Origin of the sequence: Faecalimonas sp. (assembly GCA_029264305.1) — a bacterium.
Taxonomy (GTDB): Bacteria; Bacillota; Clostridia; order Lachnospirales; family Lachnospiraceae; genus Faecalimonas.
In genome coordinates, this window is the sequence record JARICA010000020.1 from 62905 (window position 1) to 77058 (window position 14154).

General features: G+C 33.7%; 18 protein-coding genes. 16 read left to right on the forward strand and 2 right to left on the reverse strand.

What is annotated here, in order from left to right:
- Positions 1 to 40 precede the first annotated feature (40 nt).
- The 10 genes from ACY2U7_RS07115 (at position 41) to ACY2U7_RS07160 (ending at position 5599) form a co-directional block, all read left to right on the forward strand.
- Positions 41 to 685, forward strand: a complete 645-nt coding sequence (locus ACY2U7_RS07115) for an adenylate kinase (protein ID WP_461811932.1) — start codon at positions 41 to 43, stop codon at positions 683 to 685.
- A gap of 4 nt (positions 686 to 689) precedes the next feature.
- Positions 690 to 1445: a type I methionyl aminopeptidase gene (gene map, locus ACY2U7_RS07120; RefSeq protein ID WP_461811931.1), complete on the forward strand. Its 756-nt coding sequence runs from the start codon at positions 690 to 692 to the stop codon at positions 1443 to 1445.
- 11 nt (positions 1446 to 1456) lie between these two features.
- Positions 1457 to 1708, forward strand: a complete 252-nt coding sequence (locus tag ACY2U7_RS07125; protein ID WP_461811930.1) for a KOW domain-containing RNA-binding protein — start codon at positions 1457 to 1459, stop codon at positions 1706 to 1708.
- 1 nt (position 1709) lies between these two features.
- A complete protein-coding gene (gene infA, locus ACY2U7_RS07130) occupies positions 1710 to 1928 on the forward strand; it encodes a translation initiation factor IF-1 (protein ID WP_004607275.1) in 219 nt (72 codons plus the stop codon).
- Between the two features lie 117 nt (positions 1929 to 2045).
- On the forward strand, positions 2046 to 2159 hold the full coding sequence (gene rpmJ / locus ACY2U7_RS07135; protein WP_003497809.1) for a 50S ribosomal protein L36: 114 nt from the start codon (positions 2046 to 2048) through the stop codon (positions 2157 to 2159).
- Between the two features lie 299 nt (positions 2160 to 2458).
- Positions 2459 to 2827: a 30S ribosomal protein S13 gene (rpsM, locus tag ACY2U7_RS07140; RefSeq protein WP_461809653.1), complete on the forward strand. Its 369-nt coding sequence runs from the start codon at positions 2459 to 2461 to the stop codon at positions 2825 to 2827.
- A 114-nt stretch (positions 2828 to 2941) separates the two neighbouring features.
- Positions 2942 to 3337 (forward strand): 30S ribosomal protein S11, encoded by a 396-nt coding sequence (gene rpsK, locus ACY2U7_RS07145; protein WP_009461273.1) that lies wholly within the window; start codon positions 2942 to 2944, stop codon positions 3335 to 3337.
- 17 nt (positions 3338 to 3354) lie between these two features.
- Positions 3355 to 3948: a 30S ribosomal protein S4 gene (rpsD, locus tag ACY2U7_RS07150; RefSeq protein WP_461809652.1), complete on the forward strand. Its 594-nt coding sequence runs from the start codon at positions 3355 to 3357 to the stop codon at positions 3946 to 3948.
- 63 nt (positions 3949 to 4011) lie between these two features.
- A complete protein-coding gene (locus tag ACY2U7_RS07155) occupies positions 4012 to 4971 on the forward strand; it encodes a DNA-directed RNA polymerase subunit alpha (protein ID WP_461811929.1) in 960 nt (319 codons plus the stop codon).
- A 100-nt stretch (positions 4972 to 5071) separates the two neighbouring features.
- Positions 5072 to 5599, forward strand: coding sequence for a bL17 family ribosomal protein (locus ACY2U7_RS07160; RefSeq protein WP_461811928.1), 528 nt, complete (start codon positions 5072 to 5074; stop codon positions 5597 to 5599).
- 51 nt (positions 5600 to 5650) lie between these two features.
- Here ACY2U7_RS07160 and ACY2U7_RS07165 read toward each other — a convergent pair whose 3' ends face one another.
- The gene (locus tag ACY2U7_RS07165; protein WP_461811927.1) at positions 5651 to 5923 is read right to left on the reverse strand and encodes a hypothetical protein; all 273 of its coding nucleotides are present in this window, start codon (positions 5921 to 5923) and stop codon (positions 5651 to 5653) included.
- 260 nt (positions 5924 to 6183) lie between these two features.
- On the opposite strand from ACY2U7_RS07165, the gene adhE reads away from it, so the two are divergent.
- Together adhE and ACY2U7_RS07175 are read left to right on the forward strand one after the other, a co-directional pair.
- Complete coding sequence (gene adhE, locus ACY2U7_RS07170; protein ID WP_461811926.1) at positions 6184 to 8796, forward strand: bifunctional acetaldehyde-CoA/alcohol dehydrogenase; 2613 nt, start codon at positions 6184 to 6186, stop codon at positions 8794 to 8796.
- Between the two features lie 230 nt (positions 8797 to 9026).
- Complete coding sequence (locus ACY2U7_RS07175) at positions 9027 to 9782, forward strand: phosphotransferase (protein WP_461816114.1); 756 nt, start codon at positions 9027 to 9029, stop codon at positions 9780 to 9782.
- A 51-nt stretch (positions 9783 to 9833) separates the two neighbouring features.
- Here ACY2U7_RS07175 and ACY2U7_RS07180 read toward each other — a convergent pair whose 3' ends face one another.
- Positions 9834 to 10865: a cell wall hydrolase gene (locus ACY2U7_RS07180; protein ID WP_461811924.1), complete on the reverse strand. Its 1032-nt coding sequence runs from the start codon at positions 10863 to 10865 to the stop codon at positions 9834 to 9836.
- 143 nt (positions 10866 to 11008) lie between these two features.
- On the opposite strand from ACY2U7_RS07180, the gene ACY2U7_RS07185 reads away from it, so the two are divergent.
- The 4 genes from ACY2U7_RS07185 (at position 11009) to ACY2U7_RS07200 (ending at position 14137) form a co-directional block, all read left to right on the forward strand.
- On the forward strand, positions 11009 to 11593 hold the full coding sequence (locus ACY2U7_RS07185; protein ID WP_461811923.1) for a hypothetical protein: 585 nt from the start codon (positions 11009 to 11011) through the stop codon (positions 11591 to 11593).
- Entirely contained in the window at positions 11580 to 12407 is an 828-nt protein-coding gene (locus tag ACY2U7_RS07190) for a Cof-type HAD-IIB family hydrolase (protein WP_461811922.1), read from the forward strand. Before ACY2U7_RS07185 ends, ACY2U7_RS07190 begins: the two co-directional genes overlap by 14 nt.
- A 15-nt stretch (positions 12408 to 12422) precedes the next feature.
- A complete protein-coding gene (locus ACY2U7_RS07195) occupies positions 12423 to 13259 on the forward strand; it encodes an undecaprenyl-diphosphate phosphatase (protein WP_461816115.1) in 837 nt (278 codons plus the stop codon).
- Between the two features lie 116 nt (positions 13260 to 13375).
- On the forward strand, positions 13376 to 14137 hold the full coding sequence (locus ACY2U7_RS07200; protein WP_461816116.1) for an ABC transporter substrate-binding protein: 762 nt from the start codon (positions 13376 to 13378) through the stop codon (positions 14135 to 14137).
- The last annotated feature ends 17 nt before the right edge of the window (positions 14138 to 14154 follow it).

The following is a 14154-nucleotide window of genomic DNA, read 5'->3' on the forward strand; positions in this document are numbered from 1 at the left end:
TTTTTATAAAATTATGTAACTTGTAGTAAGGAGGAAAATGATGAAGATTATTATGCTAGGTGCTCCAGGAGCAGGGAAAGGTACACAGGCAAAAAAAATTGCTGAAAAATATGGTATTCCACATATTTCTACAGGAGATATTTTTAGAGCAAATATCAAAAATGGAACGGAATTAGGGAAAAAAGCAAAAACATATATGGATGAAGGACTTCTTGTGCCAGATGAATTAGTTGTTGATTTAGTAGTAGATCGAGTACAACAAGAGGATTGTAAAAACGGATATGTATTAGATGGATTTCCAAGAACAATTCCACAGGCGGATGCATTGGATAAAGCACTTGCTGAGTTTGGAGAAAAAATGGATTATGCAATCAATGTAGAAGTTCCAGATGATAATATCGTAAATCGTATGTCAGGTAGAAGAGCTTGTGTTGGATGTGGAGCAACATATCATATTGTACATGCACCAACAAAAGAAGAAAATATTTGTGATACTTGTGGTGGAGAATTAATTTTAAGAGATGATGACAAACCAGAAACTGTTTTGAAACGTCTCGGGGTATATCATGAACAAACACAGCCACTTATTCAATACTATACAGATAAGAACATTCTTGTAGAAGTAGATGGAACAGTGGATTTAGAAGATGTATTCAAAGCAATTGTAAACATTCTAGGAGAATAAGAATATGCCTGTATCGATAAAATCCCAAAGGGAAATAGAACTAATGACGGAAGCAGGGAGAATACTTGCAATCGTGCATGAAGAAATTGAAAAGGCATTGCATCCAGGGATGACAACGTTGGATATTGATCGGTTAGGAGAAGAAGTGATCAGAAGTTATGGTTGTATTCCTTCTTTTCTAAACTATAACGGGTATCCAGCATCAATATGTGTTTCTGTGAATGATGAAGTAGTTCATGGAATTCCAAGCAGTAAACGCATTTTAAAAGAAGGCGATATTGTAGGAATTGATGCAGGAGTTATTTATAAAGGATACCACTCTGATGCAGCAAGAACACATGGCATCGGGAAAATAAATAAAGAAGCAGAAGAATTAATCAAGGTAACAAAAGAATCTTTCTTTGAAGGTATTAAATATGCAAAAGAAGGACATTACCTATTTGAAATTTCGGCAGCGATAGGCAGATATGCAAAAGAAAGAGGATTCGGTGTTGTTCGCGATTTGTGCGGACATGGAATAGGAGTAAATCTGCATGAAGCACCTGAAATACCGAATTATGAGATGAACAGAAAAGGGATGAAGTTACGTGCCGGAATGACATTGGCTATAGAACCAATGATAAATGCGGGAAACGATCAAGTAGATTGGCTTGATGATGATTGGACAGTAGTTACGAGGGACGGCTCTTTATCTGCACATTACGAAAATACGGTGCTGATTACAGAAAATGAACCGAAGTTATTGACCTTATTAAAGTAAAGGAAATTACTATGGAAAGATTTGAAGTAGGAATGCTGGCGAAGTCAAAGGCAGGACATGACAAAGAGGCTGTATATGTGGTAATTGATTTAGATGATTCATATGTATATTTGGCAGATGGAAAAATAAGGACATTTGAAAAGCCTAAAAAGAAAAAATATAAGCATATACAAATTATCAGAAAAATGAATAAAGATATACCTGTGACAGACAATGTAGCCATTAAACGAATTTTAAAATTATATAATAGGGAGGAAGCATAATATGTCAAAAGCTGATGTAATTGAAATTGAAGGAACAGTAGTAGAAAAATTGCCAAACGCAATGTTTCAGGTAGAATTGGAAAATGGACACCAAGTGTTAGCACACATTAGTGGAAAACTTCGTATGAATTTTATTAAAATTTTACCAGGAGATAAAGTAACATTAGAGTTATCTCCATACGATTTATCTAAAGGAAGAATTATCTGGAGAGATAAATAAAAAAGTATTGACTTTTCAATAAACAGAATGCTATAATATAGAGCGAACTGTTTTGAGAGAGTTGCAAATAAACGGTAATCAATGTAGGCAGAGCAGTGGATGAAAGGAGGATTTGACGTGAAGGTTAGATCATCAGTTAAACCAATTTGCGAAAAATGCAAAATCATTAAAAGAAAAGGAAGCATCAGAGTAATCTGTGAAAATCCTAAACACAAACAAAGACAAGGATAATTATCGTTGTCGATTTTGTGCGTAGTGCACAAATTTAATTAGGCGGCTGTAGTATGGACACACCAGGCGGTGTGTAGATACTATTAATATACAGGGAAATCATTCTCCGATGTATATTGCTTATAATACCCGGTGTCATTTCCGGGAAAGGTCACATGTTTCGTGACTGGAAGTAGAGATACTTCCCAATTTGAGACAATATTAACCAATGGGGATAAGTATATACACACATTTCAGACGATGGAATCCATTGGGCTGTATATATTTATCTACTAAGATTCAAAATGGAGGAAAATTACATGGCTCGTATTGCTGGTGTAGACTTACCAAGAGACAAACGTGTAGAAATCGGATTAACTTACATCTACGGAATTGGTAGAGTAAGTGCGAATAACATTTTAGAGCAGGCTGGAGTAAATCCGGATACTCGTTGTAGAGATTTAACAGACGAAGAAGTAAAAACAATCAGTGCAGTAATCGATGAAAACTATCAAGTAGAAGGTGATTTACGTAGAGAAATCGCTTTAAACATCAAGAGATTACAGGAAATCGGTTGTTACCGTGGTATTCGTCATAGAAGAGGACTTCCAGTTCGTGGACAGAAAACGAAGACAAACGCAAGAACAAGAAAAGGTCCTAAGAGAACAGTAGCAAACAAAAAGAAATAAGAGTTAAGCACATAATTTGAATTTAGAATTAGTGCAAAGTGATGAGAGTGCGAAAATGCACTCTGCAATTCACCAAATGAAGAAAATAGAAAAGAAGAAAGTAGGTTAGTTTAAATGGCTAAAAAAGTTACAAAAAAAGTGACAAAAAGACGTGTCAAGAAAAACGTTGAACGCGGACAGGCACATATCCAATCATCTTTTAATAATACAATCGTAACATTAACAGATGCTCAAGGAAATGCTTTATCATGGGCAAGTGCTGGTGGTCTAGGATTTAGAGGTTCAAGAAAATCTACTCCGTATGCAGCACAGATGGCAGCTGAAACAGCAGCTAAAGCAGCATTAGTACATGGACTTAAAACAGTAGATGTATTTGTAAAAGGACCAGGTTCAGGAAGAGAAGCAGCAATTCGTGCGCTTCAGGCTTGCGGAATTGACGTAACAAGTATTAAGGACGTAACACCGGTACCACATAACGGATGTCGCCCACCAAAACGTAGAAGAGTCTAATAGGAGGATAATCGAACATGGCAGTAAATAGAGTTCCAGTTCTTAAAAGATGTCGTTCATTAGGTATGGATCCAATCTATTTAGGAATTGATAAAAAATCTAACAGACAGTTAAAAAGAGCAAATAGAAAAATGAGCGAGTATGGTCTTCAGTTACGTGAAAAACAGAAAGCAAAATTTATCTATGGTGTTTTAGAAAAACCTTTTAGAAACTATTTTGCAAAAGCTTCTAAAATGAACGGTATGACAGGTGATAACCTTATGATTCTTCTTGAATCAAGATTAGACAATGTTGTATTCCGTATGGGATTTGCTAGAACAAGAAGAGAAGCAAGACAGATCGTTGACCACAAACACGTTTTAGTAAACGGAAAACAGGTTAATATTCCATCTTACTTAGTAAAAGCTGGAGATACAATTGAAATTAAAGAAAAACACAAAGGTTCTCAGAGATATAAGGATATCGTAGAAGTAACAGGCGGAAGATTAGTACCTGAATGGTTAGATGTTGATGCTGAAAACTTAAAAGGTAGCGTAAAAGAACTTCCACTTCGTGAAGCAATTGATGTTCCTGTAGACGAGATGTTGATTGTCGAATTATATTCTAAATAATCCATAAGGATTATTTAGAAATTCACCCTCAATATTTTAATAACCCAAAGGAGGGACTTTGTAGTGTTTGATTTTAATAAACCAAATATTGAAATTACAGAAATTTCAGAAGATAAAAAATATGGAAGATTTGTTGTAGAGCCTCTTGAAAGAGGGTATGGAACAACTCTTGGTAACTCTTTAAGAAGAATTATGCTTTCTTCTTTGCCAGGTTCAGCAATTAGTTATGTAAAAATCGATGGAGTTTTACATGAATTTAGTTCTATCCCAGGCGTAAAAGAAGATGTTACTGAGATTATAATGAATCTAAAATCTTTAGCAATCAAGAATACTTCTGAGACTGACGAACCAAAAACTGCATATATCGAGTTTGAAGGTGAAGGAGTTGTAACAGGTGCAGATATTCAGGTGGATTCAGATATTGAAATCATGAATCCTGAAACTGTAATTGCTACATTAAATGGTGGAGCAGACAGTAAATTATACATGGAACTTACTATTACAAATGGTAGAGGATATGTAAGTGCTGATAAGAATAAAAATAGTGAATTACCAATTTCGGTAATCCCAATTGATTCTATTTATACACCTGTTGAAAGAGTAAATTTAACAGTAGAAAATACTCGTGTAGGTCAAATAACTGATTTTGATAAATTAACACTTGACGTTCATACAAATGGTACATTAGCGCCAGATGAAGCAGTAAGTTTAGCAGCAAAAGTTCTTAATGAACATTTAAAATTATTCATCGATTTATCAGAAGTTGCTCAGGCTGCTGAGGTTATGATTGAAAAAGAAGACGATGAAAAAGAAAAAGTGTTAGAAATGAGTATTGATGAATTAGAACTTTCAGTTCGTTCATACAACTGCTTAAAGAGAGCAGGAATCAATACTGTTGAAGAATTAACAAACAGAACTTCAGAAGATATGATGAAGGTACGTAACCTTGGTCGCAAATCTTTAGAAGAAGTATTAGCTAAATTAAAAGAACTTGGCTTAGAATTAAGTCAAGGTGAAGAATAGAATTCTAAGAGTGTTGTTGATAAACCCGAAGTGTACAGCAACAGCACATGGCTAGTAAGCCCGAAGAAGCATAACCACGTGTTAATTGGAGGAAATAATAATGGCAAAATATAGAAAACTTGGCAGAACATCAAGCCAAAGAAAAGCATTAATCAGAAATCAAGTAACAGCATTACTTAACAATGGTAAAATCGTTACTACAGAAGCAAAAGCAAAAGAAATTCGCAAAGTTGCAGAAGGACTTATTGCTTTAGCAGTAAAAGAAAAAGATAACTTTGAAGAAGTTACAGTTATGGCAAAAGTTGCTCGTAAAGACCAAGATGGTAAAAGAGTAAAAGAAGTTGTAGATGGTAAAAAAGTTACTGTTTATGATGAAGTTGAAAAAACAATTAAAAAAGATATGCCTTCTAGATTACATGCAAGAAGAGAAATGCTTAAAGTTCTTTGTCCTGTAGTTGAAGTAAAAGATGGTAAAAAGAGAAGTGCTAAGGAAGTTGATTTAGTAGCAAAATTATTTGATGAAATTGCTCCTAAATATGAAAACCGTAATGGTGGTTACACAAGAATCGTAAAAATTGGTTTACGTAAAGGTGACGCCGCTATGGAAGTTCTTCTTGAATTAGTATAAGAATAATAGATATGAAAACCCGATAGAACTCTATCGGGTTTTTTGAGTTTTCTAAGCATTTTCTTGGTCTATTCTAGCAAGAACGTCGTTTAAATCAAAAGTCATAGTTTTATCTTCAAATATAAAAAGAGGAACACCAATGTTACCTTTTTCTTTTACAGGATCAAACATTGGATGGGTGTCACGAATTTTTAAAAAACGTTTTAAATTTCCTATGCTATCGGAGAATTCTAAGAATAAATATTGGACATTTTTTTGTTCTAGAATTTCTAAAGCATCTACACAGTCTTTGCATGTTTTTGTTCCATAGATAATTAATTTCATTATAGCTCCCTCATTTCTTAGTTTTTTAGTATGGTTTATATTTTATCATATATATAACTGATATGAAATAATAAGTAAAAGTATATTTTTGGTATTGTGCAAAATGCATATAAAAAAGTGAAAATAAAAGTAAAATTATCCGGAATGTAGAAAGTAAATCCTTCGTTAAAAAAATGTCAAAAAAAGAATTGACAAATATTTAACGATATAATATACTAACAAACGTAAAGCAAAAGAACTTATTCGTGGAGGATAATGAAATGACGAAGAAAAAAGAAATCGTACCAGAAATTATTGATAGTGTAGAAGCTCTTACAGCAAAAATGGAAGCAATGAGAGAAGCTCAGAAAGTATTTGCTACATTTACACAAGAGCAAGTAGATAAAATCTTTTTTGAAGCTGCTTTAGCAGCAAATAAACAACGTATTCCATTAGCAAAAATGGCAGTAGAAGAAACTGGTATGGGTATCGTTGAAGATAAAGTAATCAAAAATCATTACGCAGCAGAATATATTTACAATGCATATAAAGATACAAAAACTTGCGGAGTAATTGAAGAAGATAAAGCATACGGAATTAAAAAAGTTGCAGAACCAATTGGTTTAATTGCAGCAGTTATTCCAACAACAAATCCAACATCAACAGCGATTTTCAAAACATTAATCGCATTAAAAACAAGAAATGCAATCATCATCAGCCCACATCCACGTGCAAAAGCATCAACAATTGCAGCAGCGAAAGTTGTTTTAGATGCAGCAGTTAAAGCTGGTGCACCAGAAGGAATTATTGGTTGGATTGATGTACCATCACTTGAATTAACAAATGAAGTAATGAAAGGTGCAGATACAATCCTTGCTACAGGTGGTCCTGGTATGGTTAAAGCAGCATACTCTTCAGGAAAACCAGCACTTGGTGTAGGTGCAGGTAACACACCAGTTATCATTGATGATACAGCTGATGTTAAAATGGCAGTAAACTCAATCATTCATTCAAAAACATTTGATAATGGTATGATTTGTGCTTCAGAACAGTCTGTAACTGTTTTAGAAGGGGTATATAAAGAAGTTAAAGAAGAATTCGCACTTCGCGGATGTTATTTCTTAAAGAAAGACGAAATTGAAAAAGTTCGTAAAACAATTATTATTAACGGAGCATTAAATGCAAAAATCGTTGGACAGTCAGCACATACAATCGCTGCACTTGCAGGAGTAAAAGTTCCAGAAGATACTAAGATTTTAATTGGTGAAGTTGAATCTGTAGATCTTTCAGAAGAGTTTGCTCACGAAAAATTATCTCCAGTACTTGCAATGTACAAAGCAAAAACATTTGATGAAGCAATTGCAAAAGCAGAACAATTAGTTGCAGATGGTGGATACGGACATACATCTTCTATCTACATTCATCCAGCACAATCTGAAAAATTAGCAAAACACGCAGCAGCAATGAAAACTTGCCGTATTTTAGTGAATACACCTTCTTCTCAAGGTGGTATCGGTGACCTTTACAACTTTAAATTAGCACCATCTCTTACATTAGGTTGTGGTTCATGGGGTGGAAACTCTGTATCTGAAAACGTTGGTGTAAAACATTTAATTAACATTAAAACAGTTGCCGAGAGGAGAGAAAATATGCTTTGGTTTAGAGCACCTGAAAAGGTTTACTTCAAAAAAGGTTGTATGCCTGTAGCACTTGATGAACTTGGAACAGTAATGGGTAAAAAGAAAGCATTTATCGTAACTGACAGTTTCTTATATCACAACGGTTATGTGAAAGGAATTGAAGAAAAATTAGATGAAATGGGAATCCAACATACATGTTTCTATGAAGTAGCTCCAGACCCAACACTTGCTTGTGCAAAAGCAGGAGCAGAAGCTATGAGAGCATTTGGCCCAGATGTAATTATTGCACTTGGTGGTGGTTCAGCAATGGACGCAGGTAAAATCATGTGGGTAATGTATGAACATCCAGAAGCAGACTTTATGGATATGGCTATGCGTTTCATGGATATTCGTAAGAGAGTATACACATTCCCTAAAATGGGTGAAAAAGCATATTTCGTAGCAATTCCTACATCTTCAGGAACAGGTTCAGAAGTAACACCATTTGCTGTTATCACAGATGAAGAAACAGGAGTAAAATATCCATTAGCAGATTATGAATTACTTCCTAAAATGGCTATTATTGATGCAGACAATATGATGAGTCAACCAAAAGGACTTACAAGCGCTTCAGGTATTGATGCTTTAACACATGCATTAGAAGCATATGCATCTATTTTAGCAACAGATTATACAGATGGACTTGCTTTAAAAGCAATGAAAAATATTTTTGAATATTTACCATCAGCATATGAAAATGGTGCAAATGATCCAAAAGCAAGAGAAAAAATGGCAGATGCTTCTTGCATGGCAGGTATGGCATTCGCAAATGCTTTCCTTGGAGTATGCCACTCAATGGCACATAAATTAGGAGCTTTCCATCATTTACCACATGGTGTTGCAAACGCATTATTAATCAATGAAGTAATGAAATTTAATGCAACAGATGTGCCTACAAAAATGGGAACATTTTCACAGTATCAGTATCCACATGCATTAGAAAGATACGCTGAATGTGCTAGATTCTGTGGTGTTGTAGGAAAAGATGATAAAGAAACATTTGAAAAATTCTTAGTGAAGATTGATGAATTAAAAGCAAAAGTTGGAATTAAGAAAACAATTAAAGAATATGGAGTAGATGAAAAATACTTCTTAGAAACATTAGATGAAATGGTAGAACAAGCATTTGATGATCAGTGTACAGGAGCTAATCCAAGATATCCATTGATGAAAGAAATTAAAGAAATGTACTTAAAAGTATATTACGGAAAATAATATTTAAATACACAATTAGAGACGTAGGAAACTACGTCTCTAATTTTATTTTCGAAAACTTTATATGTAGAAATATAAAACAATGCGATTGAATTGTTAAAAAAAAGACAATAAATAACAAGCAAAAAAGATTGTTAAAAATTATTAAAAAAACTATTGCATTTATAAAATAGGGGTGTATAATATAAATATCAAATAAAGAACGAAGCAAACTATAGGAGGTATGACTTATGAAACTGGATAAAAGTAATTTAATCGTAAAACGCGCATATAAAGAAGTGTACAAATGTGATGAAGGTATTGTAAAAGTATTCGAGAAGAATCATTTAAAATCAGATGTATTTAATGAAGCTTTGAATACAGCCAGAGTAGAAGAGACAGGTCTTGACATTCCTAAAGTAAAGAGTGTAAGTGAATTAGATGGGAAATGGGCTGTTATAATTGAATATAAAGAAGGAAAAACACTTGCAGAAATGATGCAAGTAGATGCAAGAAATCTTGAAAAATATATGGAAGATTTTGTAGATTTACAGTTGCAAGTTCACAGCAAAAGAGCACCTCTATTAAATAAATTAAAAGATAAACTTGCACGTCAGATCAATAGTTTGACAGAATTAGATGCTACAGCAAGATATGAACTTTTAACAAGATTGGAAAGTATGCCAAAACATGATAAAGTATGCCATGGAGATTTTAATCCAAGCAATATCATTGTTGGCAAAAATGGTAAAATGACTGTAGTTGATTGGGCTCATGCAACACAAGGAAATGCAAGTGCAGACGCAGCAATGACATACTTGTTATTTGCTTTGAAAGATCAAGAAACAGCAGATTTATATTTGAAATTATTCTGTAAGAAGAGTGATACTGCAAAACAATATGTACAGCAATGGCTACCAATTGTTGCAGCAGCACAGTTGACAAAGAATAATGAACTTGAAAAAGAATTCTTAATGAAATGGATTGATGTATTCGATTACCAATAGAAAAGAAAAAGAGGGCACCACATTATGTGAGTGTCCTCTTTTATATACTTTTTAGAAAAATACATTATCGCCGACAACAATTCCTTCATGGCCAGTATATGATGCGTGGAAAGAATAGCAATTTCGCACAGGGTCATACCTTGCACCAGAAAGAGCATCTTGAGCAACTTGATAGCAGAGTTGTTTTGGTCCACGATTTAAAACTTTGTCCAGTTTTCCGGTCCAAGTAGGTGAAAACTGTCCGTTTTGATAAATGACACCTGAGAGTGTGTTGGGATACTTTGGACTTTCTATACGATTCATGATAACAGTTGCTACTGCAAGTAGGGCATTGTAGTCAGTTGAACCTGCTTCACATTCTAAAATTCCTGCAAATAATGCCAAATCTTCTGCAACAGAAGGGGGATTCGGTTTGACTTCTGGTTTTCTATTTCCTTCAGGTTTTTTATTCAGTAAACTTTGCGTTTGTTTTGCCAGTTCTTCGGCTTTTTTTAACTGTTCTTTGTAAGATGTTAATTCATTGGAAGTGTCAGTAATTTTTGATGAAAGTTGCTTATACTTTTCGTTTAATTCTTTTTTTTGTTGCTCAAAAACTTTTTGTTTTTGACGTAAAGCCTTTTCTTTTTTTGTAATATCAAGATGAAGTTTTTGCAATTTTTCTAGCATATTCCGATCATATTCACTGACAGTAACGATAAAATCGGCTTTATTCAAAAGATCGGCCATGGATTCCGATTCCATTAACATAGTTAGAAAACTGGTGGAACCAGTCTCATAAATGTATTTGATTCGTTTTTTCATTAGTTCGTATTGCCCGTTTTCACGCACCTTGGCTAAGGCAAGTTTTTGTTGAACTGTTGAAATTTCTTTCATCGTTGCCTCTAAAGATACAGTGGTAGAAGATAAATTCTTGCCTGTTGTATCTTTGTCTTTGTTTAATTCATTTAAGTTGTTCTCTAAATCTTTTTGCTTTTGAGAGACAGTTTCAGCTTCTAGTATATAAGTAAATGGACTTGAAAAACAAAGAGAAGCAATAGTGATTAGAGCAAAAACTTTTTTCTTCTGCTTTTGTAATATATTCATTTTGTATTCCTTTCTCTGAAAAAATCAAAACATCCATATGTATCTTATTTAAATAAGCGTGTTTTTTATTCTACTATAAATTGATATTTTTTGCAAATTTTGATATGATAAGAAAGAATTGAAATAAATAAAGAGGAAAACATATGAGAAAATATGAAGAAGAAAAGTATCGTTTAGACAAGATTAGAGAAAAGATTTATCCGTGGGTAAAAGGAGAACTTGTTGATTATCAAGTTATAAACGGAAAAGATATTTCAGCACAGGACACACCTCTTATTACATTCGTCGGGAATTTACATATTGTTTTAGTCATTAATAGAGGAAATGATACATATGAGATAATAAGAGATAAAATGTTACCACCAGATTGTGATATAGAGGAACTTTATCATACTGCCTGTGCAAATTTAGTTAGAGATGTGGAATTTGTTGTTTCACAGACATTGTATGGGGGATTTGGGATTGTAGCAGATGGGTATCATGAGGCAAGTTCACTTTGTTTTCAGCAGATATGGAAAATGTGTGCAGAAAAATTAAAAGATGATTTGCTCATTATGGCACCAGCAAAGGATACCGTTGTATTTCTTCCATTGGGACAAAAAGAAAAATTGCCGTATATGAAAGAGTATGCTAAGCAAGCATATGAGAGAAATCGAGATAAAATAGGCCTTCAAATATTTAGATTTTCACGAACGAGAAAGGAATTGACGGTATATGAAGAAAATTAAATTAATAGGCCTCGATTGTGATGGCACTCTTTTGAATGACAACAAAGAATTAACAGAGTATAGCAGAGAGGTTCTTCAACGTGCCATTGCCAAAGGAATTCATATTGTTATTGCTACTGGAAGGCCGCTGACGGGTATACCGAAAGAGGTACTTTCTATTGAAGGAATTCGATATGCACTTACATCGAATGGAGCAAGAATTGTGGATATAATGGAAAACAAAGTAATTAGTGAATGCACAATGGCTGCAAAGACTGCAAGAAAATTGTTGCATATTTTTTCGGCATACGACACATATAAAGAAATATTTATTGATGGACAGGGATATGCAAGTAAAGAAGATTTAGAGAGAATAGATGAATATGTCGATACAGAAAGCATGGCTCGTTATGTGAGAGAATGTCGTGAAGAAGTAGAAAATCTTGAAGAATTATTGAAAGAAGATGGAATTCGGGTAGATAAAGTACATGTGATGTTTTGTAATCAAAGCGAGAGAATGAAAGCGCTTGCTGAAGTGCGTAAAGTGGAAGGGATTACCACTACTTTTGCAATTTCTAATAACATAGAAGTGAATATGCTTGATGTGGATAAAGGACAAGGCTTATTGCGGTTAGGAAGATTACTTGGTATAAAGCGTGAAGAGATTATGGCTTGTGGAGATGGAATGAATGATTTAGAAATGCTAAAGGCAGCAGGATTGGGTGTTGCTATGGAAAATGCTATGGATGAAGTTAAGCAGGCAGCAGATTATATAACAGATACAAATGAAAATAATGGTGTAGCGAAAGCAATTGAAAAATTTGCATTAGCATAAAATGAGGAGGAAAAAATGGAGATTTTTTTTGAAGTATTGAAAACAGTTTTTCTTGGAATTGTGGAAGGAATTACTGAATGGTTACCAATTAGTAGTACAGGGCATTTGATTTTGGTAAATCAGATTGTTCAGTTAGATGCAAGCAAACAGTTTATGGAGATGTTTAATGTTGTTATTCAATTAGGAGCAATTATGGCTGTAGTTATTTTATATTTCCATAAATTAAATCCGTTTTCGAAAAGGAAGAGCCCAAAGCAAAAAACACAAACATTTCAATTATGGATAAAAGTTGTAATTGCGTGTGTACCAGCGATGATTATCGGAATTCCGTTAGATGATTGGATGGATGAACATTTACATAATTCGGTTGTTGTTGCAGCGATGTTGATTATTTATGGTATTTTATTTATTGTTGTGGAAAACAGAAATAAAAATAAAACACCTTCTGTTACAAAATTTTCACAGTTGTCATATCAGATGGCTCTTGTCATTGGTGTATGGCAAGTTTTAGCTCTTGTTCCTGGAACTTCACGTTCTGGTGCAACAATTGTAGGTGGATTACTTTTGGGAACATCTAGATATATTGCGGCAGAATTTACATTTTTCCTCGCAATTCCAGTTATGTTTGGTGCAAGTGGATTGAAAATTTTGAAATTTATAAAAGCTGGTGTAGGGATTACTGGTTTAGAGGTTGCTATTTTGATAATAGGTTGTTTAACAGCGTTTATTGTGTCTGTTTTAGCAATTAAATTTTTGATGGGATACATTAAGAAGAATAATTTTAAAGTATTTGGAGTGTATAGAATTGTATTAGGTATTCTTATCTTAGGAACCTTTTTCATGATGAAATAAGAAAAGACAAGTGGTTATTTATACGAAAAAGTATAAAAACCACTTGTTTTTTTGTGTGAATGTGTTATAATATGCAACGTTAATGAATTTTTATGCAATAAGAGGAGGAAGAAATCATGAAAATGAAAAAAATAATAAGTTTAGCATTAGTAGGAGTAGTTGCGTGTTCTGTAGTAGCATGTGGAGGGAAAAAAAGTGAGTCAGATACATTGATAGTAGGGACAGAAGCAGGATTTGCACCTTACGAATATATGAAAGGAAATAAAATAGTTGGAATTGACATGGATATAGCGAAAGCAATTGCAGATGAGATGGGAAAAGAACTTAAAATTAAAAATATGGAATTTGATGGTGCCTTGGCAAGTGTTGCAAGTGGGAAAGTTGATTTTGTTGCAGCAGGTGTTTCTATCAATGAAGAGCGCAAGAAGACAATGGACTTTTCACACGAGTATGTAGATTCTACAGAGGTAATTGTCGTAAATAGTAAAACACAGGCAATTACAGGGAATGTGAAAGGGGAAAGTTTGAATGGAAAAGTAGTTGCTGTACAACAAGGGAATATTGCAGATAGTTGGGTATCGAATAAAGATAATTGTAACCCAAAAGAGATAAAGAGATATACAAAATTTGCACAGGCAAGTGAAGACTTAAAGAATAATAAGGTGGATTGCATCGTTATGGATAAATATCCAGCAGAGAAACTTGTTTCAGAAAATAAAGAATTAAAAATTTTAGATGGAGTTCTTTTTGAAGATAAATATGCTGTTGCTGTAAAAAAAGGAAACAAAGAACTTTTAGAGCAAATTAACAAAGTGATTGATAAACTAATTGCAGATGGAAAGATTGAAGAGTTTACTGCAAATCATACTCAGAAATAGTTTGAAAGGAAAAAGAA

Excerpts from the sequence above, each read along its gene's own strand:
- ACY2U7_RS07115 (WP_461811932.1), top strand. The coding sequence starts at position 41 with ATGAAGATTATTATGCTAGGTGCTCCAGGAGCAGGGAAAGGTACACAG.
- map (WP_461811931.1), top strand. The coding sequence starts at position 690 with ATGCCTGTATCGATAAAATCCCAAAGGGAAATAGAACTAATGACGGAA.
- ACY2U7_RS07125 (WP_461811930.1), top strand. The coding sequence starts at position 1,457 with ATGGAAAGATTTGAAGTAGGAATGCTGGCGAAGTCAAAGGCAGGACAT.
- infA (WP_004607275.1), top strand. The coding sequence starts at position 1,710 with ATGTCAAAAGCTGATGTAATTGAAATTGAAGGAACAGTAGTAGAAAAA.
- rpsM (WP_461809653.1), top strand. The coding sequence starts at position 2,459 with ATGGCTCGTATTGCTGGTGTAGACTTACCAAGAGACAAACGTGTAGAA.
- rpsK (WP_009461273.1), top strand. The coding sequence starts at position 2,942 with ATGGCTAAAAAAGTTACAAAAAAAGTGACAAAAAGACGTGTCAAGAAA.
- rpsD (WP_461809652.1), top strand. The coding sequence starts at position 3,355 with ATGGCAGTAAATAGAGTTCCAGTTCTTAAAAGATGTCGTTCATTAGGT.
- ACY2U7_RS07160 (WP_461811928.1), top strand. The coding sequence starts at position 5,072 with ATGGCAAAATATAGAAAACTTGGCAGAACATCAAGCCAAAGAAAAGCA.
- ACY2U7_RS07165 (WP_461811927.1), bottom strand. The coding sequence starts at position 5,923 with ATGAAATTAATTATCTATGGAACAAAAACATGCAAAGACTGTGTAGAT.
- adhE (WP_461811926.1), top strand. The coding sequence starts at position 6,184 with ATGACGAAGAAAAAAGAAATCGTACCAGAAATTATTGATAGTGTAGAA.
- ACY2U7_RS07175 (WP_461816114.1), top strand. The coding sequence starts at position 9,027 with ATGAAACTGGATAAAAGTAATTTAATCGTAAAACGCGCATATAAAGAA.
- ACY2U7_RS07180 (WP_461811924.1), bottom strand. The coding sequence starts at position 10,865 with ATGAATATATTACAAAAGCAGAAGAAAAAAGTTTTTGCTCTAATCACT.
- ACY2U7_RS07185 (WP_461811923.1), top strand. The coding sequence starts at position 11,009 with ATGAGAAAATATGAAGAAGAAAAGTATCGTTTAGACAAGATTAGAGAA.
- ACY2U7_RS07190 (WP_461811922.1), top strand. The coding sequence starts at position 11,580 with ATGAAGAAAATTAAATTAATAGGCCTCGATTGTGATGGCACTCTTTTG.
- ACY2U7_RS07195 (WP_461816115.1), top strand. The coding sequence starts at position 12,423 with ATGGAGATTTTTTTTGAAGTATTGAAAACAGTTTTTCTTGGAATTGTG.
- ACY2U7_RS07200 (WP_461816116.1), top strand. The coding sequence starts at position 13,376 with ATGAAAATGAAAAAAATAATAAGTTTAGCATTAGTAGGAGTAGTTGCG.